Origin of the sequence: Bradyrhizobium sp. 35, assembly GCF_023073215.1 — a bacterium.
Classification (GTDB): Bacteria; Pseudomonadota; Alphaproteobacteria; order Rhizobiales; family Xanthobacteraceae; genus Bradyrhizobium; species Bradyrhizobium canariense_D.
In genome coordinates this window covers 15,050-35,485 of record NZ_JADPJC010000060.1, presented here as the reverse complement: position 1 = coordinate 35,485, position 20,436 = coordinate 15,050, and the positions used below count along the sequence as shown (strand labels likewise).

18 protein-coding genes and 3 pseudogenes are annotated in these 20,436 nt (G+C 58.5%); 8 read left to right on the top strand and 13 right to left on the bottom strand.

Annotated elements, in window-relative coordinates:
* The first annotated feature begins 101 nt into the window (after window positions 1-101).
* On the top strand, window positions 102-764 hold the full coding sequence (locus IVB36_RS13955) for a DUF6538 domain-containing protein (RefSeq protein WP_247391752.1): 663 nt from the start codon (window positions 102-104) through the stop codon (window positions 762-764).
* Window positions 765-830: 66 nt separating this feature from the next.
* The gene (locus tag IVB36_RS13950; protein WP_346731044.1) at window positions 831-1,106 is read left to right on the top strand and encodes a tyrosine-type recombinase/integrase; all 276 of its coding nucleotides are present in this window, start codon (window positions 831-833) and stop codon (window positions 1,104-1,106) included.
* A 13-nt stretch (window positions 1,107-1,119) separates the two neighbouring features.
* Here the strand turns inward: IVB36_RS13950 and IVB36_RS13945 are convergent, their stop codons facing one another.
* From IVB36_RS13945 to IVB36_RS13925, 5 genes and pseudogenes are all read right to left on the bottom strand, one after another.
* Entirely contained in the window at window positions 1,120-1,419 is a 300-nt protein-coding gene (locus tag IVB36_RS13945; protein WP_247284035.1) for a hypothetical protein, read from the bottom strand.
* A 26-nt stretch (window positions 1,420-1,445) separates the two neighbouring features.
* Window positions 1,446-1,553, bottom strand: a pseudogene (locus IVB36_RS13940) (nucleotidyl transferase AbiEii/AbiGii toxin family protein); the annotation flags it as partial.
* Window positions 1,543-2,394: a type IV toxin-antitoxin system AbiEi family antitoxin gene (locus tag IVB36_RS13935; RefSeq protein WP_247391747.1), complete on the bottom strand. Its 852-nt coding sequence runs from the start codon at window positions 2,392-2,394 to the stop codon at window positions 1,543-1,545. The gene IVB36_RS13935 and the pseudogene IVB36_RS13940, both read right to left, overlap by 11 nt.
* 125 nt (window positions 2,395-2,519) lie before the next feature.
* Window positions 2,520-2,744 (bottom strand): hypothetical protein, encoded by a 225-nt coding sequence (locus tag IVB36_RS13930; RefSeq protein WP_247391745.1) that lies wholly within the window; start codon window positions 2,742-2,744, stop codon window positions 2,520-2,522.
* 8 nt (window positions 2,745-2,752) lie between these two features.
* Window positions 2,753-3,097: a hypothetical protein gene (locus IVB36_RS13925; RefSeq protein ID WP_247391743.1), complete on the bottom strand. Its 345-nt coding sequence runs from the start codon at window positions 3,095-3,097 to the stop codon at window positions 2,753-2,755.
* Between the two features lie 244 nt (window positions 3,098-3,341).
* Between IVB36_RS13925 and IVB36_RS13920 the strand changes: the two genes are divergently transcribed.
* Window positions 3,342-3,779: a hypothetical protein gene (locus IVB36_RS13920; protein WP_018457659.1), complete on the top strand. Its 438-nt coding sequence runs from the start codon at window positions 3,342-3,344 to the stop codon at window positions 3,777-3,779.
* Here the strand turns inward: IVB36_RS13920 and IVB36_RS13915 are convergent.
* The 4 genes and pseudogenes from IVB36_RS13915 to IVB36_RS13900 all read right to left on the bottom strand — a co-directional run bounded on the left by IVB36_RS13915 (window position 3,780) and on the right by IVB36_RS13900 (window position 6,812).
* Window positions 3,780-5,246: pseudogene (locus IVB36_RS13915) on the bottom strand (IS66 family transposase).
* 216 nt (window positions 5,247-5,462) lie between these two features.
* A complete protein-coding gene (gene tnpB / locus IVB36_RS13910; protein ID WP_247391740.1) occupies window positions 5,463-5,813 on the bottom strand; it encodes an IS66 family insertion sequence element accessory protein TnpB in 351 nt (116 codons plus the stop codon).
* Between the two features lie 214 nt (window positions 5,814-6,027).
* Window positions 6,028-6,189, bottom strand: a pseudogene (locus IVB36_RS13905) (transposase); the annotation flags it as partial.
* A 257-nt stretch (window positions 6,190-6,446) separates the two neighbouring features.
* Window positions 6,447-6,812, bottom strand: a complete 366-nt coding sequence (locus IVB36_RS13900) for a hypothetical protein (protein ID WP_247391738.1) — start codon at window positions 6,810-6,812, stop codon at window positions 6,447-6,449.
* A gap of 710 nt (window positions 6,813-7,522) precedes the next feature.
* On the opposite strand from IVB36_RS13900, the gene IVB36_RS13895 reads away from it, so the two are divergent.
* Complete coding sequence (locus IVB36_RS13895) at window positions 7,523-7,756, top strand: hypothetical protein (RefSeq protein ID WP_039800165.1); 234 nt, start codon at window positions 7,523-7,525, stop codon at window positions 7,754-7,756.
* 47 nt (window positions 7,757-7,803) lie between these two features.
* Here the strand turns inward: IVB36_RS13895 and IVB36_RS13890 are convergent, their stop codons facing one another.
* From IVB36_RS13890 to IVB36_RS13880, 4 genes are all read right to left on the bottom strand, one after another.
* Window positions 7,804-7,944 carry a hypothetical protein gene (locus tag IVB36_RS13890; RefSeq protein ID WP_157643034.1) on the bottom strand — a complete coding sequence of 47 codons (141 nt, stop codon included), beginning with the start codon at window positions 7,942-7,944 and terminating at the stop codon, window positions 7,804-7,806.
* A 72-nt stretch (window positions 7,945-8,016) separates the two neighbouring features.
* Window positions 8,017-8,415 carry a hypothetical protein gene (locus tag IVB36_RS40415; RefSeq protein ID WP_018457665.1) on the bottom strand — a complete coding sequence of 133 codons (399 nt, stop codon included), beginning with the start codon at window positions 8,413-8,415 and terminating at the stop codon, window positions 8,017-8,019.
* An 18-nt stretch (window positions 8,416-8,433) separates the two neighbouring features.
* Window positions 8,434-9,660, bottom strand: coding sequence for an integrase family protein (locus IVB36_RS40410; protein ID WP_346731043.1), 1,227 nt, complete (start codon window positions 9,658-9,660; stop codon window positions 8,434-8,436).
* 469 nt (window positions 9,661-10,129) lie between these two features.
* The gene (locus IVB36_RS13880; RefSeq protein WP_018457668.1) at window positions 10,130-11,197 is read right to left on the bottom strand and encodes a cytochrome-c peroxidase; all 1,068 of its coding nucleotides are present in this window, start codon (window positions 11,195-11,197) and stop codon (window positions 10,130-10,132) included.
* Window positions 11,198-13,181: 1,984 nt separating this feature from the next.
* On the opposite strand from IVB36_RS13880, the gene IVB36_RS13875 reads away from it, so the two are divergent.
* From IVB36_RS13875 to nifE, 4 genes are all read left to right on the top strand, one after another.
* On the top strand, window positions 13,182-13,475 hold the full coding sequence (locus IVB36_RS13875) for a hypothetical protein (protein ID WP_247299071.1): 294 nt from the start codon (window positions 13,182-13,184) through the stop codon (window positions 13,473-13,475).
* A gap of 2,061 nt (window positions 13,476-15,536) precedes the next feature.
* Complete coding sequence (gene nifD, locus IVB36_RS13870) at window positions 15,537-17,039, top strand: nitrogenase molybdenum-iron protein alpha chain (protein WP_247391735.1); 1,503 nt, start codon at window positions 15,537-15,539, stop codon at window positions 17,037-17,039.
* Between the two features lie 80 nt (window positions 17,040-17,119).
* Window positions 17,120-18,679, top strand: a complete 1,560-nt coding sequence (gene nifK, locus IVB36_RS13865) for a nitrogenase molybdenum-iron protein subunit beta (protein WP_247391774.1) — start codon at window positions 17,120-17,122, stop codon at window positions 18,677-18,679.
* A gap of 119 nt (window positions 18,680-18,798) precedes the next feature.
* The gene (gene nifE / locus IVB36_RS13860) at window positions 18,799-20,433 is read left to right on the top strand and encodes a nitrogenase iron-molybdenum cofactor biosynthesis protein NifE (RefSeq protein ID WP_247391733.1); all 1,635 of its coding nucleotides are present in this window, start codon (window positions 18,799-18,801) and stop codon (window positions 20,431-20,433) included.
* Window positions 20,434-20,436 lie beyond the last annotated feature (3 nt).

Genomic DNA, 20,436 nt, shown 5'->3' with positions numbered 1-20,436 from the left:
TGCTGATGTAATCCTTTCCTGGGCACCATTCCCCTTCTAAACCATTGGTTTAGAAAGAAATAAGCAAGATCAGAGGCTTAACGGTACCCGCCTGGTACAAAATGCTGGTACAAATGCCCTTGCCAATGTCTCGTCCCTGGAAGCATTCCGAGAGTGGTGTCTACTGGCTCCGTAAAGGTGTCCCGGAAGACCTGCGTGCGCTCGTTGGCGAGCGCGAAGAGAAGCGCAGTCTCGGCACGCGAGATCCCATCGAGGCCAAGCGGAAGCACACTGAAGCGCTGGCCGAAATCGAGGAGCGATGGGCCAATCTGCGCGCCGGCGCCAAGGATCTAACCGAACGGGAAGCCCACGAACTGGCTGCCTTTGCTTACGAGCGGTGGTTTGAGCAACACAGAGATAATCCTTCGCTGCAGACAGTCTGGAATGTTGAACTCGGAGGTCGGCTATTTGCCCCGGCACCCAAGCCGAAGGCGGGCCAAATCTATGACGGCACATTTTTGTCCGACCTCAATCCAGACGATTTCGAACGCCTAAGCATGGAAATGTGGTGCTTGGACGGCGCCGATGAACGCCTCAAGGCCTGTGGGTTCAAGCCAGATGAAGGGAACCGCCGAACGCCAGCCAAGGCAATTGCAGCAGCCGTGCAACGCGCCAGCCTCATGCTCGAACGGCTGGCAAACGGCGAAGCTATTCCGACTATGTTCTCGCCTGCGGTTACAGCAGTGACGTTATTGCCGCCGACGCTGTTGCCCCTCTGCCATTAGCGGATCTTGTAAAGGGATGGGCGGCCGAGCGACGTCCGGCGGCTAAAACGCTTTACGAGTGGTCCCGTGTCGTTCGTCAGGTTGGAGAGTTCCTCGGTCACAGCGATGCACGACGGCTACACCAAGGAGCAAATGACGGCCCATGGCTTCCGCTCCGCCGGCAGCACGATCCTCAATGAGAGCGGCTTCTATCCGGACGTGATCGAGGCCTTGCTCGGTCACAAAGAAGAGAACGAGGTGCGCCGCGCCTATAACCGCGCGACCTACTGGAAGAAGCGGGTCGAATTGATGCAGGCTTGGGCGGACCTGCTCGACCAATTTCGGTTGCTGAAATATCAATGATGGCGCGCGCTGGTCAGTGACGGCGCAAGGTTGAAAACAGGCTGAGGATTTCTGTGTCCGTAAACTTGTCCGGCTCCCGCGACTTAGGCTCGGGAACGGGTTCCAGAGGTTCATCCGGCGTTTCGCTATTCAACGCACGAATTCGGGCTTTCGCGTGCTGAAGGGCGGGGTCTGCGTCCCCACCAATGCGCGATGCTAATTTCACCAATGCCTTTTGGTGATCTTCGAGCTCCGATTCTGAGTCCAGTCGATCGACAACCGACTCGGCCTCATCGAGGTGTCGCTGAATGGCAGCTTGAAATGCTTCTGTCATCTGCTCAGACAGCTCCGAGCCGAGGTGGAGATGGCGGTGCCACCCTTGAAGGCGAAGCACTTTTCCGCCGCGACAAAGGGCAAGGTGCGTATGAGAAGCGCCACCTGTTTCCGGTATTGGTCCTTAAACGGCATGGAAGGATTCCGGTACTGTGATCTGGTACGTCTGATCCAGTCGGCCGCCTTTCGCGACCAAGCGTTTGCCTTTGCCTAAATCGACCTTTTGTTTGTCGAGGCGCTTGAGCCAGGTATGCTTGTGACGATCGGCGAAAAAGAAGAACAGTCGTTTCACCTTGACGTTTTTGCAGTCAGTTAGCAATTTTTGGAGGCGGCGCGGGCTCAGGTTTGAGAGCCCTTCCATCAGCTTGTTGATCTGATCGAAGCTCTCATGATTTGGAAGTTCGTCGAGGGCTTCGAGAATGGCTCGCTCGGGTGTCGATAAGGTCAGGGGCCAGTCCCACTGCCCCCAAGGAAGGACATTGAACGCGCCGCCATCCAATGGATCGTTCGTGCTTCCTTGCGCACGGGTCACATCCCATTTTAGGCTGCTGATGCCGATCGTGATCGGGTCGTTATTGAACAGTTTGCGGTTGTTGTGATGATTAAAGCGGACCGTCAGAGGCAGTTTGTTTAGCCAATGGGGAAGGGGCTTCGGTCCATAGAGATGTATCTCTTTGGTTTTCGTCGGGAGATAATGGGCGAAGCCTTGGAGGTCGAGCGCAGTTTTTCCCCCGACGATCACAGGACTTGCGTTGAGGATCGTTTGCAGAGATATGACGGCTTGTTGCCAACTAAGCTCGCCGCGGGGGCGGCGATATACGCCCCGGGTTGGCTGGTCCAGCCAGCCCGCCGCGACGTACTGGCTGCGGAGGCCCGTCGAATAGCCGTGCTTTTCAAGCCATGCGGCATCAACCATCAGTCCTTCAGGAAGATGCTTTTCGAGCCAGTTTAGCTTTCCAGATATTCGCTTAGCCATACTGAGCAAAATAGCAGATTCGTAAACTCCGCGCCAGTTTAAGTAAGGGCAAAAACGCATAGTTTGACTATGTAAAACTTAATAATCTTAAACTCGGTCGAAAGAGACTCGGAGGGAGCGTTCGCTCAGCCGGTGTGGCGTACCTCACGTTTGTACCGGCCGCGATCTCCTCTTCCATCGAAGCGGTCGAAGCCCGCCCATTGGAGGTCACCCTCAATTTCGGGGTCATCGGCAAAACAGTGCCTTGTAGACGGCATTTCCAAAAGCTGGCCCAGATACAACCGGTTGAACACCCGTGCAGCATCGTCCGGTAGTTCCTGATGAACAAAGTCGTTGAAGCGGTGCGACATGGTCAGCATCAATGAGGCGAGAGGGGAGCCAATAGCAGAACGCGCCCGCTTCCAGTTCTCGAATAGTTTGATGTGTCCGAGTTTGCGCGAATCACGAGCGTCGGATTGGTGGATGACCGTAGCGGAACACGGGAGCGGATCACCGCTATGCTCGCACGGTCCCAATGCAGTGCGAATTGCTGCATGTTCACTGCCATGGAAAGGAAGTAGCTGGGGGGACCGGCCGCCGTCCTCGACAATGCTGCATACATTTCCCGCTCCTCCTCTGAATAGTCGTCCCGGAAGCCAAAATCCCTGGCGTGCGCCGCCTCCTGCTCGATGAAGCGCAGGTTTTCAATATTACGAAACTGCAAGTGCCTCATGAGGAGATAGAGCGTCAGTTTGTCAGACTGATCGAGCCGATCCGGCTCTCCCGCAACAATCTTCTTCCAGGTGTCGCTATTGACGATGGGAGTTTCGATGTGAGCGTCACGATAGGATCACCGGTGCCCGGGCTTGACTTGCGCGGAATGCTCTGGATAGCGCGGTCGGGATGATTGACGCCGCCGGGGCGCGGTGATGGGGTGATCCCGGTTCGGAGCGGGCAACGGGATCAGAATGAACAGCGAGTCGCAGCTGCGCGAGAAGCTTCGGAAGATCGAGGCGTTGTTCGTGGGGGCCGGAACTGCTGGTGAGCGCCTCGCGGCGGAAGCCGCGCTGCAGCGGGTGCGGGCCCGGGTCGAGGAACTCGCTCGCCACGATCCACCGATCGAACAGCAATTCTCACTTCCCGACCAGTGGTCTCGGCACCTTTTTCTGGCGCTTTGCCGCCGATATGGGCTGCGGCCGTTTCGTTATCGCCGGCAGCGACGCAACACGGTGATGGTCCGTGCGTCACGGGGCTTCGTCGATCGAGTCCTGCTGCCGGAGTTCACCGAGCTGGAGGGTGCGCTGCAAGTGTATCTGCACGAGGTGACGCTGCGCGTGATCCGCGAAGAGATCTACGACGACGCCAGCGATGCGCAGGAAGTTCCAGATGCCCTACCGTCGAACTGATCAGGCGGCGAGCTTTGCCTGCGAGCTATCGCGCTCGGCCTTCCAATTCCACGGCAACAGCATGTGCAGTTGATTGATCTTTGTACGTCCGGAGACGATGCGCTCGAGAACATCGGGTCAGATAGTGCCGCGGGTCGATGTCGTGCAGCTTTGCCGTGTTGATGAGCGATGCGAGGGTGGCCCAGGTTTCGGCGCCGCCCTCACTGCCGGCGAACAAGTAATTCTTCTTTCCCAGGCCTATCGGCTTGATGCTGCGTTCGACCGTATTGCTGTCGATCTCGATGCGCCCATCATCGATGAAGCGCGTCAGGCCTTCCCAATGGTTGAGGGTGTAGCGGATCGCCTTGCCAAGGCCGGATTTCTTCGAGACTTCCAGTAGCCGCGCCTCGAGCCAGGGTTTGAAGTCCTCGATCAACGGCCTGGTGTCGGTCTGCCGCACTGCAGCCCGATGCGCCGCCGGCAGACCGCGGATGCGATCCTCGATGGCGTAGACATCGCGATCCGTTGCAGCGCTTCCGCAACAATCGGCGACTTCGTCGCGACGTGAACGTCCCAGAACTTCCGCCGCGCATGCGCGAAGCAGAACGCCAACTGCACCAGATGGCCGCCATTCTTGATCAGGCCCTTGTAGGAGGCATAGCCGTCGACCTGCAGGATGCCGTGGTAGTCCCCGAACAGCTGCTTGGCGCGGATCGCCTTGCGATCCTCGGCAAACATGTAGACCACCGCCGGCGGCGCCGGGCCGCCCCACGGACGGTCATCGGTGGCGATCGCCCAGAACTGGCAGACTTTGGTCCTGCCACGGCCGGGATCGAGAACTGGCAGCGGCGTCTCGTCGGCAAACAGCCGCGGGTGGGACATCACTGTATCGCGCAACAGCGTGTGAAGCGGCTTCAGCCACCAGGCGGCGCGGCCCATCCACGAGGCCAGCGTCTGCCGATCGAGTGTGATGCCTTGCGCGGCGAACATCTGTTCCTGCCGATACAGCGGCAACTGGTAGCCGTATTTCATCACCGCGATGTGGGCCAGCAAGGCTTCCGTCACCATCCCGCCATCGATCGCCTGGGCCGGCGCAGGTGCCTGCATCACACCCTGGCGGCATCCCCGGCAGCCATACCGCGGACGCACAATGCGCTTGACCCGGTACTGCATCGGAATGACGTCGAAGGCTTCTTTGACGGTCTCCCCGATCTTGTGCAGCCGCTCGCCGCAGCAAGGGCAGATCTGGCTCTCGATATCGATTACGACATCGATGCGCGGCAAATGCTCCGGAAGCTTCCCCCGGTTGCGTCGCGCCGGTCGCTTTCCACGGCCCTCCGCTCCATCAGGCAGCCTGCCTCCGGTTACGTCGTCGTTGGCCGCGGCACGAGCCGCCTGTGCCGTGATGGTGAAGAGAGGCAGCTGTCCGGGATCCAGTGTCTCGGAGCGGGGACCGAAGATCGTGCGCTTGAACTGGGACAGGATCATCAGGAGCTTGTCGTTCTCCTGAACCGCAGCGTCGCGTTGGGCGATCGCCGCATCACGCTCGGCCGAAAGCGTGCTGCATTCCACCGACAACGCCGCAAGCCTTGACGACAGCGCCATCACAGTTTGTCGGAGCAATGCTGGATCGGAAGGCAAATCACTCATGCAGAGTGATTTTACAACAACTCCGCATGAGTGACGAGCTACTCTTGATACGGATCAACCAGCTCGCGCTGGCTGATCCACAACCCGCATCGGCACACGCTTCCAGTCTGAGCCATCGAGCAGCACCGAGAGTTGAGCATGAGATAGCGGCATGACGCCTTCCTTGATCGGCGGCCAGGTGAACTGCCCCTCGATTCTTTTGTAGTAAAGGACAAGGCCGCTTCCGTCCCAGGTCAGGATCTTCACGCGATCTCGGCGCTTGGACCGAAAGACATAAAGTCCGCCGTCGTACGGATTGGCCCCAAACGCCTCGCTCACCAGCATCGCCAGCGAGTCCATCCCCCGACGGAAATCGATCGGCTGCGTCGCGATGCAGATCGACAACCCAGGTCGGAGCCCGATCATCGGCCAACCGGCCCGACTGCCGCAAGCACCTCGCGCAGCGCCGCCGGTCGACCGTCCCCCTGACACGGATGCGAACCGCGCCGACCTGGATCTCAATTGCTGCCTGCTCTTCGCGCGACGACAATTCGCCGCCGCAGCCAGTGATCGCGACCGGCACAAAGCCAGGTGGCACATCTCCGTCCCGGCGCTCCGCGAGCTTCACCCGCGTGGTCTGACGACGCCACAGAAACAACAGGCTTGGGCTGATGTCGTGTCGTCGTGCCACCGCGGACACGCTTGCACCCGGCGCGAAACTCTCCGCGACAATCGCTGCCTTCGCATCGGTCGACCAGCGCCGACGCCGGCCCGTCCCGGTGATGATTTCAACACGCCGCAGCGTGTCGGCGCCGTGTTCGAGGATAGGCGTATGCCTATCCTTATCGCTATCCTTACGACTATCCTTCGACATTGTGACCTCGCGACAAACCATTCCGCGAGATCTTCTAGCCGACCAGATCAGCCCTCAGCGCGTGGTCCCTGCATGACGCTCACGGGTTTCGATAGTTTGGTTGAGATCATCCTCGATCGACGCCTTGGAGCCCGCAACGCTGAATGTATACAGATCTTCCTCATAACCGATCCGGGCTATCGACTTCACTCCAACGCTGACGTAGGGGTCATGGCGCGAAAGGCATTTAACTTTTGTCCTGTCATCGTCAAGCGCGAACTGGCGCATGTAGAATTGCGGGACGTAATGATTACGCTTTGTATGTTGATTGTTTCGTTCAGCCATTTCCAGCCTACATCTCCCGTCCGTGATACCGGCCCGGATGCCGACGCCGCAATCCTTCCATATCCCGCCGTATCTGTTCGCCCCGCACGATTCGTACAGACGTGATCCTCGGTCAGCACGCCGCGAATGGTCTCGGCATCCCTATCCCAGCCGAGCCCGGCCCAAACTTCTTGTTGCCGTGCGTGATCGTCGGTCGGGGTGAAGGCCATCAACTGTTCAAGGTTCATTTCGCGCGCCTGGATGAATAGGCCACCGGCAGCGCCGAACAGAACGCCTGAGAAACGACCTGTGGGGGATCGCCGGGGCAGTCGGTGACTCGGCGATCCGGCAAGTCACGGAAGCATGCGCGGTCGGCTTGCGGGAGATCATCGGGAAACTACGGCGCAAACTCAATTTGGGCCGCCGGCTGGGGCACGTGCGATTAGACAACAGGATCCTTGATCGAAATTCAGTAGCGTGCGGCGCCCCAGCGGTCGAGAGAGGTTCCGACGAGCCGGAACGAACGGAGACAGCATAAGCACCACACCGAACGCGCCGCCCGACCCAGCAATTGGCGCTCCGATTTCTGGAGTGGCGCCAGCGCCGATCCTTGCCGCCCTGGGAAAAACAATACGTCCGACTTGGAAAATCCTTCAGTGCCCGCTTGGACATCTGAGGGGTTTTGACCTCGTACGGTCTTCTTGACCTACCAGAGCTTTGCCTCGCCAATCCCATCGAAGCGTCCTATGATCGTTGGCCTCGGCAGTACGCATATGTGTCTGGCCGACAGAAAGGCAACCTAAAGATCAATCCTCAAGAAAGCTGCAAGCTTTTCAGCTCGGTACAAACGCCGATCAAGGAAGTCAATACAACCGCTGACGACCTTTCAACGCCGGCAGCCGTAGACCTTGACGCTACTTCCACGTTCTGGAAATTTGTAACAGAAAGGAAGACGCACATGGACATCGATGAGGAAGATGGAGACTTCGAGAGCACGTCACTTACCTACGAAGTGGCCAATGGGCCGGACTTGATCCGCGAAGTACGTTGGTTCAGTTCAAGCCACAATGCCTACCGCTGGAGCGAAAGTGGTGACCGGTGGATTTTCCTCGACGAGTGTCGCAGCCTCAACTACGCCGTATATCTGGCGGAGAAAGACATCCGTTCGAGCGATCATGAACCAGAGGATTAATGCTGACCCGCTCTTATTGACTCCCGCGCAATAGGACAGCAGATCGCTCAGTCCGAGCTGATCTTAGGCGCCTGGCGCATCGTCGCCAACTCGCGCTCCAGCCGGTCGACCAGCGGCGCCAGCACGGGCCGTCCTGCGCAATGCAATGCGCGGCAATCGCAAGCGCGTTCGAGACGTTCGATTGTCACCGGCTCACTCATGTTACAATTGACCTTGCTTGCTCGGCCTATCGCAGGCCGGCGCCGTTGCCTTCAATCCCGTCATTGCTGCGCATTTCGGAATTGCACGACGTTTGTCGTGTTCTGGCAGTACAAAGCCCAGCTGTCCATCAACACGCGCCGCTTCTCCAATGCGTCGCCGCGCCGGTAAGCCTGCTCGGCTTTGTCGCCGATGACGTGCGCCAAAGCGGTTTCGGCAAGCTCGCGCGGGAAGCTGGTGCACTCGCCGGCCCAATCTCTGAACGAGCTGCGGAAGCCGTGCACCGTCGCGTTCTCGATCTTCATGCGGCGGAGAACCATTTCAAGCGCCATACCCGACAGCGGCTTGTTGGCGCTCTGACCAGGGAAGACGAATTCTCCGATTCGCACCTCGTCCATCTTCCGCACGATCTCCAGCGCCTTCGCCGACAGCGGCGCCCGGTGCTCGCGCCCGGCCTTCATCCGCTGAGACGGCACGGTTCACACGCCGCGATCGAGATCAAACTCAGTCCAGCGTGCGCCGATCGCTTCACCGGTGCGCGGCGCGGTGAGGATCAGAAATTCGAGGGCGCGCGCCGAGACAGCCTCGCGAGCCCGCAGGTCGATCAAGAAGGCCGGGACATCGTCATAGGGCATTGCCGCATGATGGCCGCGCGTTAGATGCTGGCGCTTTGATAGGCTGTGCTCCAAGTGTCCGCGCCACCGCGCCAGGCTCTCGCCGCTGCGATGCCCATTGACCTTGGCAGCATCCAACACCGCCTCGATCCGGCCGCGGAGACGCGGCGCGGTTTCCGGCTTGCTCTGCCAAATATGCCGCAGCACATCCAACACGTCATCGGTGGCGATCTTGTCGACGTGCATCGGGCGGATCTTGGCGCAATAGTCCAGCTCGGCTGCCTTGCGGTTGGATTTGACGCCGAGCAGCGTCATTCGCCATTGCGCCCCGTGCTTCGCGTTGCGCCAACCCGCCGCCTTGTTCTCGATAAAGCGTTCGGCGCACTCACCGAACGTGGCGTCGACCGCGGGCTTTTTCGCATCCTTCGGGTTCGTGCCCTTCGCGATCATCTCGCGCGCCGCGGCCGCAAGCTTTCTCGCGTCGGCCAGCGTCACATGCGCAGCGACGACTCCTTTTTTGGGCGCCGATCCGAAGCCTAGTTCGATGGTCTTGCCGTGGCAGCGATGGAGGAACATCCAGCGCCGGCCACCGTTCGGCGAGATTGAGAGATATAGGCCGCCGCCGTCGGCATGCCGGCCGTGTTTGATGATCGTTGCCGCTGATGTTGCTTTCAGCCTGTGAATTTCCCGAGCCATCGTTTTCCCCTCTGCCCTATCAAGCTGCCTCAGCATTTGCGCTGGATAGTGACGGACGCCAGAGAACACGGAAGGCGGCCTCCTCTCCGCCATACTCACCGAAAAGTCCCTATTCTTCAGTGCTTCTACGCTATCGCGTGAAGCGAGCAGTGTTGGTTGCCGGAGCGACCATGCCGCCGTGACGGACCTCATCAGGTCTTCCGGCACCATCACCTTGGGTTCGGCCGGAAGCAGGAACAGCTGATGGATCCGTTCGCCGTTCCAAAGGAAGCAATAGTGCTTGCTCTGCGATGCAGGCTGAACGAATCCGGTGGGCCTCGATACGACGGCTAACGGATCGTCTTCACGTCGCCAGCCGGGCAAGATCGCGACCAGGGCAACCGTCACGTCGAGCACGCGTTCCGGCCGGCGGTGACGATCGCGAAGGTGACGAAGTGGGCGGTCGGAAATCTCGACCCGACCCGCCGGACTGGCACTTGGGCCAGGCGGCTCACGCAGTCGATCGTCCTCGATCTCGTCTTCAAGGTGAAGCCGCAGGGCAAGACCAATGGGACCCGATCACGACGCTCTCATGCGGGACTTGGCCTCGCCGACCTTCAAGGTCGGCGCACGTCGACGTCGCTGGGTCCCCCTCGGCGTCAAGTTTCCGCTCGCGATGTTTTTCGTCGCGGCGCCGGTCCGGTTCGGCGCATCCCCCTGGCGGAGATGAATTTCTGCACCGCAGAAAAGCGAGGTTTCCTCCTACCCGATCGCCTGGTTATGAGTGACAGCACGGGATCATTCATTTTAACGTCATTGCGGGACGCCGGGTTCTTGCGTCGCATCTGTTATCATTCGGCAAGATATGAGGCCGGTGCTGTTAATCCTATCTGTCTATTGAAGGCTTTGGCGTCGTGTTCGTACGGGTGGGTAGTATCGGATACTCGATCTTAGGTAGCCGCCCGGTAAGCGAATTCAGGAACGCGACAATGTCGTTTTCTTCCCCATCGCTAAGCTTGGCGCCGAGCTGGATTTCACTCATCAAGGCAACAGCTTGCTTCAGGCTCCAAACTTGGCCCGAATGGAAGTAAGGGGCTCGCAAAGCAACGTTCCGCAACGGCGCAGCGCGGAAGACATATTCGTCGCCGACCGCCTTGGTGACCGCGAATCGGCCCTTATCGGCTTGCGGAAGCAGGGTTGCGTCCGGCTTCTTCATCACGCCGAACTGGAAGTAGGCCTGTCCACCGACATTGATTCCATTGTGGCAAGAGGAGCATCCCTTCTCCATAAACAGCGCCAACCCTGACTTCTGCTGATCATCGAGAGCATGTGTATTGCCCTCCAAATACTGATCGAACGGGGCCGCAGGTGTGATGAGAGTGGCTTCAAAAGCCTCGATTGCCTTCGCAAAGTTTTCAAAGCTGACCGGTCTCGCCTCGTTCGGGAAAGCATTTTTGAACAAGACGACATAGCTGGCCATTGAGTTCAAGGTGTCGAGCACATGATCCGGAGTCGCATTCATTTCGGCACTCGCCTGCACAGGGCCAGTTGCTTGCGCCTTGAGGTCCGCGGCGCGTCCGTCCCAGAATTGCGCCGAATTGAACACCGCGTTGTAGACGGTTGGGGCCCGACGTAGGCCGACCTTCCAGCCGTGACCGACTGAGGTCGGACCGGCATCGACTCCGCCGCTGCCGAGATTGTGGCACGTATTGCAGCTAATGATCTCGCTTGCCGATAGCCGCGGATCGAAGAACAGAATTTTGCCAAGCTCGACCTTTTCATGCGTGACTGGATTGTCCTTTACCGCAGGAATGATTGAGGGGATCGGATGGAAGATCTGCCTGGCGGTTCTCATCAGATCATCGTCCGCGCTAGCTCCTGACGACATCAACAGGCCAATCGCCAAAACAGATGCTTCAGCCACAAGCCGAAGCTCCCGGATCGATTTGTTCATACACCCGCCTCATCAGTTCTGATTGATACGAAGGAAACAGTCGAAAACGATACCACAGTCTGTACCCTCAACGGGCCGGCGCAGCATGCACCGGATCCTGTGAAGCGAGGCTGCATCAAATGTTCGATTTCGAGGCGCTCGCTGCCGGCGTTCGCCCAAGAGGCTTTAAGCCGTTATTTGATTCGCGAATTCGCTTTGAGCTTAGATCACGACCTTGGTAGATCAGACTAGCGCCTCAACCTTCGGAATGATGGCCGATCTGACAACAATAAGCGTGCCGAAAAAGGATAATCTGTCCGGTGGCCGCATCGGTTCTCCATTGAGCGATTGGGTGGCCAATACGCTCCAGCGAAGTTGATCTATCCGTGTTGCACCGCTGGTCGCGCTCAGCGCTCACGGTGTCGCTGGACAATAGCAACCCCCATGCCAGTCTTGCATCTGACATGCAAGCTGCTGATTTAGGTACAAAACGAGTCCGGGCTGCCGAACAACGTCGGATGTCTTGCTTTGATGAATACATACAGTGTCACAGATGCGACAAGCGCCAGTCCCGGCTAGACATCATCGCACAGAAAGTTTTGTGATGAGATCCGATTGCCAGGCTTGCCGGCCACACGTGGCACGGCGGTACAAAGATCAACGCTGGCCTACGGCGAGACACTGAGCCGAGGCGCCCGGCGGTGCGCATCGCTCACGATTTCGCCTCGCCCTGCCGACTGAAGGCTCGCCGACTCATATCCGGGTCGGTTCTTTGCGCGCCGCCTCCGAAATCGCGCGAATCCCACCTGGGGTTCGCTGGCATAGCAATTGCCCATCTCAAATCTGTTACCTAGACTAGAGTTTGACGGTACGATCGTCCGATTTACTCGGATATTCCCATTCGACACCAGCTGAAGTGCCGGCCTGACACCTGATCGGGCCGCGTGTGGGTTGGGATAAGATAACCATTTCGACCCACTCACGGCCGAGTGGCAGCTTTTGAAATCCTGCGCGCTGGTCGCAAAAATCGTTGAACTTCTGCAGAAGCAATGGTCACTTCGTGCTCTTGCGTTGAAAGACTTCCGTACAAGAGGACATGTTGGTAGGAGATCTTTACATCATGTCCGCAGATGGCCAGGTCGTGAGATCTTATCCGCGTCTTACTGAGGGAAGGACGTGATTGACCAGTTGTCCATGGCTGGTTCAAGTTAGATATGGCGTCGGCGATGGCTTCGATTGACGATCGATTGAATGAGATCCGACACGTGCGGAATGACATTTGGCGCTGTCGAAGAAGGCTTAAAAGCGAGCTGAGTGATCTCGAGCGTAAGGTTCTCGAAGATCGCCTGCTTGAGCGGCAATCTGCCTTTGAACGGCTCCTAGCGACCACGTTTCCTTTTACATTGACACTGTCAAGCAAAATTCGGGAGCCGCAGGTCATTGGCGCGCAAAATGGCGTCGGGTCATAGAACGCATGCGCCTGCGTCAGAAACGTAGGCTCCGTCGCCGCGGACCGCCGCGCCATCATGGCCCCGCCGCCGAGCTGAAATGCGTCGGTCCTCAGCCTTTTCACCGATGTGCTGGCCCGCGGCGCACAGTGAGCGCCGATAATGAAACCGTTCGGGCCGGCCATCCAGGACCACGGCTGGGGGACACCGATTGCGCCGTTTCTGCGAAACCGCGGTCACCATGAGTAGCTTTCATCCGACAGAGCGATCGAAGAAGCTTGAATCGGCCGTAGCGTCAGGTTGTACAGAGCAGGCGAACGATACTCCAGACTAGGTGTAGCCGAATGAGAAGAGCCGCTATCGCTTTTGCATTATGTTCCGCTCTCGAGCTGCTCGGGCTAAGCGCGAGCGCGGTTGCGGACACAAGGCGGTACGCGTGCACGATCACTGCCGCCGATCGAGAGCCGGTCGGAGTTCGGAATGAGCGGGTCATTCTCACGGTTCAATATGGCTGCCGGATCGCGGATGGTCTCTCGCGTGACGCGGGGATTACAGCAGTGTCGGTCAGCGAGTGGGCTGCTGATAAAGGAACGTACCTAGCGTCCCTGGAATTTCACCGCGCGCTGGAGGGAGTTGCAATTGGGCAACTCTCCGAGGCGACCGGCTTCTCTAGCATGGAAGGGGAGCAAGGCATTGCGGTCGCAACTTCCGGCACGACAGTATTCAAGTTCGCATCTGGCTCATTGGCAGCCCTTTCAGGGAAGACCCTTAAATTCACCACCAAACTTACTGGCCTACGTAGCTTCGAATTGGAGTTCATAGATTGGCCAGAATCTCTTTTTTGGAAGTGACTCGTGTCTTACGCTTTATTTCCGCAAGCGCAGAAATATCCAAAGGAGTGAAGAGGGCGACGGACATTCTGCAGCAGATCGCACTGGAGGGGACTCCGCGCGGAGCTCGATCGGATGTTGCCGCTGGTGCTGCGGGTGATCCGTCAAGAGCCTGGGCGCGCATCTTCCACGGCGACACTCATGTGGAAGATAAGGTTCTCAGCGTGTTCGAGCCGCCGGCCCGAGATCATCCGTAAGGACAAGCCGGCAAGCCCAATGAGTTCGGCAAAATGATCAAGCTGCAAGATTGTCGACTAGGTCCGGCGGCGCAATGGCGATCTGTTGATCACGGCCATCGCACCTACCAGGGGGCGTGCCGCGGCTGGTGGCGACTGACGCCGGATTCTACTCTGCCAGAACGAGGCCGCTGCGAGAGCATTGGGGGGTATGCATCCCCAATCGACCGAGCAAAAGCCCTGAGCGCAAGCGCGAACAGAAGAAGCGCTGGTTCCGCGATGCCAAGAATGGCGCACGCGATGGACGCATCAGCGTGGTTAAGCGGCGAAACGGCTTCAATCGATGCTGGTAGAAGGATGACCGGAATGCAGCGCTGGCTCGCCCTCGGTGTAATCTCAACCTCCGCAACATCGGCCGGACGATGAGCAGCCGAGCCGCTCCGTAGATCTCGGACCCATCATGCTCGCTTCAGACCCCCGCCGTCCACCCGGCGGGGTTTGTTTTGTCCCATGCCGTTGGCCAAAGGCTGGAAAGCATCAATGTCGCGCCGGGAAGTAGATAAAAGTAGGCTGTCCACGGGCCCTATTTGCCGAACGGAGAATATGCGAAGCTTCATTGACGGAGGATGAACGCTCAACGCGAATTTGAGGGCAGCCCGCGCTGATGGAGCCGCTCTAGTGGTGTCCGTCTGCAGTGGGAGCAGCGCCTCGCGCTCATCATCAGACAGGCCTCGTTGTCGCTGCACTCGGTGCCGCGTGCCGGCGTCGGCTCACCGCGTCACGCTCCCGCAAGCGGCGTTAGAAAAAAGTCGACGGGCGAGCGATCCAAGCGCCGAATTGCGTCGGGGCGTGCCTTCCCGAGATGCTGAAGCGAGCTGCAACTGGGCTGCCGAATGACGCAGAACGCCGACCTCTTTACCCCGAATGAGCAAGGGCCAGGAGCTTGCGCCTTTAAGGCTATCGCGGCGTTGAGAATCGATCAGCCCCAATGCTCTCCACGAGATCGGGTGTCGCCACTTAGAGCGCGTCTCCACGAGAGATCAACTGGAATGACGAGCGAAGCGAAAGATCGCCTGTAAGTGAAACAACGCCTTCTGCTGACAACTGAGTTCTCTTAGTCATCCAGAAGAGGTGCTGCAACGCTCAACATCACTTGCTCAGTATCGATCGCAAACACCATGGGCGCATCTACGTGCGCTGAACTCTCTCGAGCCGATCGTGTTTGCGATCGCTCGATGGGGCGCCAAGCAAAGCTGCGCACCGGAGTGACGCCGGCGCGCGGGAAGACTCTACCTATCTCGCTGGCGGAGAGCGCAAGTGATTGTTTTGTTTCAGACAGAGCGTTAGCGGGCACGCCTGTCGGTGCCACGTAGGGTCGGGTTTATAACATCCGCATCCTGCCAGCTATCTAGCTCTACAGACGTGGGTTTTTCGTGTTCAACCAGCGCTGGCACACTCGTTGCAAACCCCTGCGCAACAGGCGGCTGTTAGCCCTTTGCATCGACATGCAGAGGGGCAGGCCGCCCCTGATGGCACGCGAGCGAGTGAAGAAGCCGATATGACCAAGGCTGGAGGGCAGGCATGACATCACCGAGACGCGTCTTGGTCAGCGATTCCGTCGACAAATCAACAGCGTCACACATGGCGCTCGCAAGCGCTTAGCCGAGATGAGCTGCAACATTCTGATCGATCGCTGCGGCATGATCCAGAACCCCGCGGAGTTGCGTCCGGTAGGACCGGCCAGCAAGGTTGCACGCTTTACACCTCAACGCCGGATCGGAAATCCGTCGGTCTACCGGAAAAGCGCCGCTTCTTCATTTGAGACGACAATCGAAAGGAAATTTGTATGAGCCGAGCAACTACCGAGAGCGTCGCAGAGATCAAGGCGCGCAACAAGCAGCTAATCGATGAGGTGTTGAAGGTCTACCCAGAGAAGACCGCCAAAAGGCGCGCCAAGCATCTGAGTGTTCACGAGGCGGGGAAGTCCGATTGTGGCGTCAAGTCGAATATCAAGTCCATTCCGGGCGTAATGACCATCCGCGGCTGCGCCTACGCGGGCTCCAAGGGCGTGGTCTGGGGGCCGATCAAGGACATGATCCACATTAGCCACGGTCCGGTCGGCTGTGGTCAGTACTCATGGGGCTCGCGGCGCAACTACTACGTCGGCACGACCGGCATCGACACGTTCGTGACACTGCAGTTCACTTCCGATTTCCAGGAAAAGGATATCGTGTTCGGCGGAGATAAAAAGGTCACCAAACTCATCGACGAGCTACAGGAGCTGTTTCCTCTCAACAGGGGCATTACCATTCAGTCCGAATGTCCGATTGGTTTGATCGGTGACGATATCGAGGCAGTCTCCAGAGAAAAGTCAAAGGAATATGGCGGCAAAACCATCGTGCCTGTGCGGTGCGAGGGTTTTCGTGGCGTGTCACAATCGCTCGGCCATCACATCGCGAACGACGCCATTCGAGATTGGCTCTTCGACAAGAGCGCCCCAGAAGCCAGCTCTAAATTTCAGCCGACCGCATATGACGTCGCCATCATCGGTGACTACAACATCGGCGGCGACGCCTGGTCGTCACGGATCCTGCTCGAAGAAATGGGCCTGCGCGTCATCGCCCAGTGGTCCGGGGATGGATCTCTCGCTGAATTGGAGGCGACGCCGAAAGCGAAGCTCAACATATTGCATTGCTATCGCTCGATGAACTACATCTCACGGCACATGGAGGAAAAGTTCGGGATTCCCTGGTGCGAGTACAACTTCTTCGGGCCTTCCAAAATCGCGGAGTCGCTGCGCAAAATTGCAAGCTTCTTCGATGATAAGATCAAGGAGGGCGCCGAGCGCGTCATCGCGAAATATCAGCCGCTGGTCGATGCGGTGACCGCGAAGTACCGGCCGCGGCTCGATGGCAAGACCGTAATGCTGTTCGTGGGCGGCCTACGTCCTCGCCACGTCATCGGCGCGTATGAGGACCTCGGCATGGATGTTGTCGGCACAGGCTATGAGTTCGGTCACAACGACGACTATCAGCGCACCGCCCAGCACTACGTCAAGGACGGCACGCTGATCTACGACGATGTCACCGGCTACGAATTCGAGCGCTTCGTCGAAAAGATCCGGCCCGACCTCGTCGGCTCCGGTATCAAGGAAAAATACGTCTTCCAAAAGATGGGCGTGCCGTTCCGCCAAATGCATTCCTGGGACTACTCGGGTCCTTACCACGGTTATGACGGCTTCGCGATCTTCGCCCGAGACATGGACATGGCAATCAACTCCCCGATCTGGGGGAAGACCACCGCACCTTGGAAGGACGCTCCGCGGCCGAGCCTCATGGCGGCGGAATAGGAAAGCCGACGCTCGGGCCCTTTCTTCCGCAGAAGAGGGAAGGGCAGGAGAACGAACACAAGAACCTGAAGAGTGCCATGATGACACAGAACGCCGAACACATCCTCGACCACTCTGAGCTTTTCCGGGGAGACGAATACCAGCAGATGCTGGCCAATAAGAAGGCGCTATTTGAGAATCCGCACGATCCCGCCGAAGTCGACCGTATCGGAGAATGGTCCAAGACGCCCGAATACCGCGAGAAGAACTTCGCCCGCGAGGCGCTAACCGTCAATCCGGCGAAGGCTTGCCAGCCGCTAGGTGCGGTCTTCGCCACGCTCGGGTTCGAGCGCACACTGCCGTTCGTCCACGGCTCCCAGGGTTGCGTCGCGTATTATCGCAGCCATTTGTCGCGGCACTTCAAGGAGCCGACTTCGTGCGTCTCCTCGTCCATGACGGAAGACGCGGCTGTGTTCGGGGGGCTCAACAACCTGACCGACGGGCTTGCCAACAGCTACAACATGTACAAGCCGAAGATGATCGCGGTCGCCACGACCTGCATGGCGGAAGTCATTGGCGACGACCTCAACGCCTTCATCAAAACATCAAAGGAAAAAGGTTCAGTCCCCGCGGACTACGACGTACCATTCGCTCACACTCCTGCATTCGTCGGTAGTCACATTACGGGCTACGACAACGCGCTCAAGGGCATCCTCGAGCATTTCTGGGATGGCAAAGCCGGCACGGCGCCTAAACTCCAGCGCAAGGCGAACAACTGGATCAACTTCATCGGTGGCTTCGACGGCTACACTGTCGGAAACATCCGTGAGATAAAGCGCATCTTCGAGCTGATGGGGATCGGCTACACGATCCTCGCGGATAACAGTGATGTGTTCGATACCCCCACCGACGGCGAGTTCCGCATGTATGATGGCGGCACGACACTAAAGGATGCCGCGAACGCAGTCCATGCGAAGGCAACCATTTCCATGCAGCAATATTGTACGGAGAAGACGTTGCCCTTCATCAAGGGGCACGACCAGGAGGTCGTCTCCTTCAATCACCCTCTGGGTGTCAGCGCCACGGACGATTTCCTGATGACGCTGTCGCGTATCACCAACAAGGCAATTCCCAATGCGCTGGAGCGGGAGCGCGGGCGTCTGGTAGACGCAATGGCTGACTCTAGCGCGCATGTTCACGGCAAGAAGTTCGCGATCTACGGCGATCCCGACCTCTGCTATGGCCTTGCCGCATTCTTGCTGGAGCTTGGCGCTGAGCCGAGGCACGTGCTCTCGACCAACGGAAGTAAGGGCTGGGAGCAGAAGATGCAGGCGCTGTTCGCGAGCTCGCCGTTCGGTAGAAACTGCCGCGCCTTCCCGGGCAAGGATCTCTGGCACATGCGTTCGCTCCTGTTCACAGAACCAGTCGATTTCCTGATCGGTAACACCTACGGCAAGTATCTCGAGCGTGACACTGGAACGCCGCTAATCCGCATCGGGTTTCCCATCTTCGATCGCCATCATCACCATCGTTATCCAGTGTGGGGCTATCAGGGTAGCATGAATGTGCTGGTCAAGATTCTCGACAAGATCTTTGATGAGATCGATAGAAAAACCAGCTCGGTTGGCAAGACAGACTACAGCTTCGACATCATACGTTGAGGCGAGCGCCCCGCCTCATCGTCCGCAGGAACAGCGGCGCTGTGGCGGGGATCCCGGGTTTTCCGCCCGGCCATCCTCTTGGTCTGTGCGAATGTCTTGACATCCCCGAAAGAGACACCATGACTTGGCTTCCCAGGACCATACAGGACGTCTTTAACGAACCGGGCTGCGCCAGGAATGCGAGCAAGTCGAACGTCGAGCGCAAGAATGGATGCACCAAGCAGCTGAAGCCGGGCGGCGTCGCCGGTGGGTGTGCCTTCGATGGCGCCAAAGTCGCACTGCAGCCCTTCACCGACGTCGCCCATCTTGTGCATGGTCCAATCGCCTGTGAGGGCAATTCTTGGGACAATCGCGGTTCCGCCTCCTCCGGCTCCGATGTTTGGCGCAGAAGCTTCACCACGGACATGAGCGAGACCGACATCGTGTTCGGCGGCGAGAAGCGGCTGTACAGGGCAGTCAAGGAGATCACAGAGAAATACGACCCGCAGGCCATCTTCGTCTACCAGACATGCGTGCCCGCAATGATCGGTGACGACATCGATGCGGTCTGCAAGGCAGCCTCCGCCAAACTTGGCAAACCGGTCATTCCCATCAATGCACCGGGATTTGTGGGGTCGAAGAACCTCGGCAACAAGCTCGCAGGCGAAGCACTGCTGGAGCACGTCATCGGTACCGGAGAGCCCGATTACACCACTGCGTATGACATCAACATCATCGGCGAATACAACCTGTCCGGCGAGCTCTGGCAGGTCAAGCCGCTGCTCGATGAGCTCGGAATCCGGATCCTGTCGTGCATCTCGGGGGACGGCAAGTATCGCGAGGTGGCTTATTCGCACCGAGCCAAAGCCGCGATGATGGTCTGCTCAAAGGCAATGATCAACGTCGCACGCAAGATGAGGCAGCGCTACGGCATCCCGTTTTTTGAAGGCTCGTTCTACGGTATTGAGGATTCCAGCGATTCACTACGCCAGATCGCGCGCATGCTGATCGAACGCGGCGCGCCGGCCGAGCTGATGGAACGCACGCAAGCCCTGATCGCACGCGAAGAGACCAAAGCCTGGGCTGCGATTGAACGTTTCAAGCCACGCTTTGCCGCAAAGAGGGTTGTTCTCATCACCGGTGGCGTGAAATCCTGGTCGATGGTGTCCGCTTTGCAAGAGGCCGGGCTCGAGATCGTCGGCACGTCCGTGAAGAAATCGACCAAGAAGGACAAGGAACGTATCAAGGAGTTAATGGGCCAGCACGCCCACATGATCGAGGACATGTCGCCTCGCGAGATCTACAAGATGCTAAAGGACGCAAAAGCCGACATCATGCTCTCCGGCGGCAAGTCGCAATTCGTCGCACTAAAGGCGGCGATGCCGTGGCTCGATATCAACCAGGAGCGCTGCCACGCCTATATGGGCTATATCGGGATTGTCAAGCTCATGGAGGAGATCGAGAAAGCGCTCTACAATCCGATATGGGATCAGCTCCGCCAAGCCGCGCCATGGGATGAGTTCGACCGAAAGCGTCAGGCAAGGACGGTTGCGCAGATGTATGCGCAAGCCGCTGATCCAGTTCGAGACGCGAGCAAGAACGGCGTCAATACGATAAGTCTCTCGAATGAAAATGAGGCCAGCGGTGGCGAGAGCGCGATTGCGGCCCATGGGCTGAACCTCTCCAAGCCATGCACCAATTCCACCTCACGGTGCGTTGCTTGTAAGGACATTCGTTCCGATTTGCAGCCCCCTGCGCTGCAGGCGGCGGAGTAGGGG

Coding starts and splice junctions, on each gene's coding strand:
- IVB36_RS13955 (WP_247391752.1), top strand. CDS start 102: ATGCTGGTACAAATGCCCTTGCCAATGTCTCGTCCCTGGAAGCATTCC.
- IVB36_RS13945 (WP_247284035.1), bottom strand. CDS start 1,419: ATGACAGAAGCATTTCAAGCTGCCATTCAGCGACACCTCGATGAGGCC.
- IVB36_RS13935 (WP_247391747.1), bottom strand. CDS start 2,394: ATGGCTAAGCGAATATCTGGAAAGCTAAACTGGCTCGAAAAGCATCTT.
- IVB36_RS13930 (WP_247391745.1), bottom strand. CDS start 2,744: ATGTCGCACCGCTTCAACGACTTTGTTCATCAGGAACTACCGGACGAT.
- IVB36_RS13920 (WP_018457659.1), top strand. CDS start 3,342: ATGAACAGCGAGTCGCAGCTGCGCGAGAAGCTTCGGAAGATCGAGGCG.
- tnpB (WP_247391740.1), bottom strand. CDS start 5,813: ATGATCGGGCTCCGACCTGGGTTGTCGATCTGCATCGCGACGCAGCCG.
- IVB36_RS13900 (WP_247391738.1), bottom strand. CDS start 6,812: ATGAACCTTGAACAGTTGATGGCCTTCACCCCGACCGACGATCACGCA.
- IVB36_RS13895 (WP_039800165.1), top strand. CDS start 7,523: ATGGACATCGATGAGGAAGATGGAGACTTCGAGAGCACGTCACTTACC.
- IVB36_RS40415 (WP_018457665.1), bottom strand. CDS start 8,415: ATGAAGGCCGGGCGCGAGCACCGGGCGCCGCTGTCGGCGAAGGCGCTG.
- IVB36_RS13880 (WP_018457668.1), bottom strand. CDS start 11,197: ATGAACAAATCGATCCGGGAGCTTCGGCTTGTGGCTGAAGCATCTGTT.
- nifD (WP_247391735.1), top strand. CDS start 15,537: ATGAGCCGAGCAACTACCGAGAGCGTCGCAGAGATCAAGGCGCGCAAC.
- nifK (WP_247391774.1), top strand. CDS start 17,120: ATGACACAGAACGCCGAACACATCCTCGACCACTCTGAGCTTTTCCGG.
- nifE (WP_247391733.1), top strand. CDS start 18,799: ATGACTTGGCTTCCCAGGACCATACAGGACGTCTTTAACGAACCGGGC.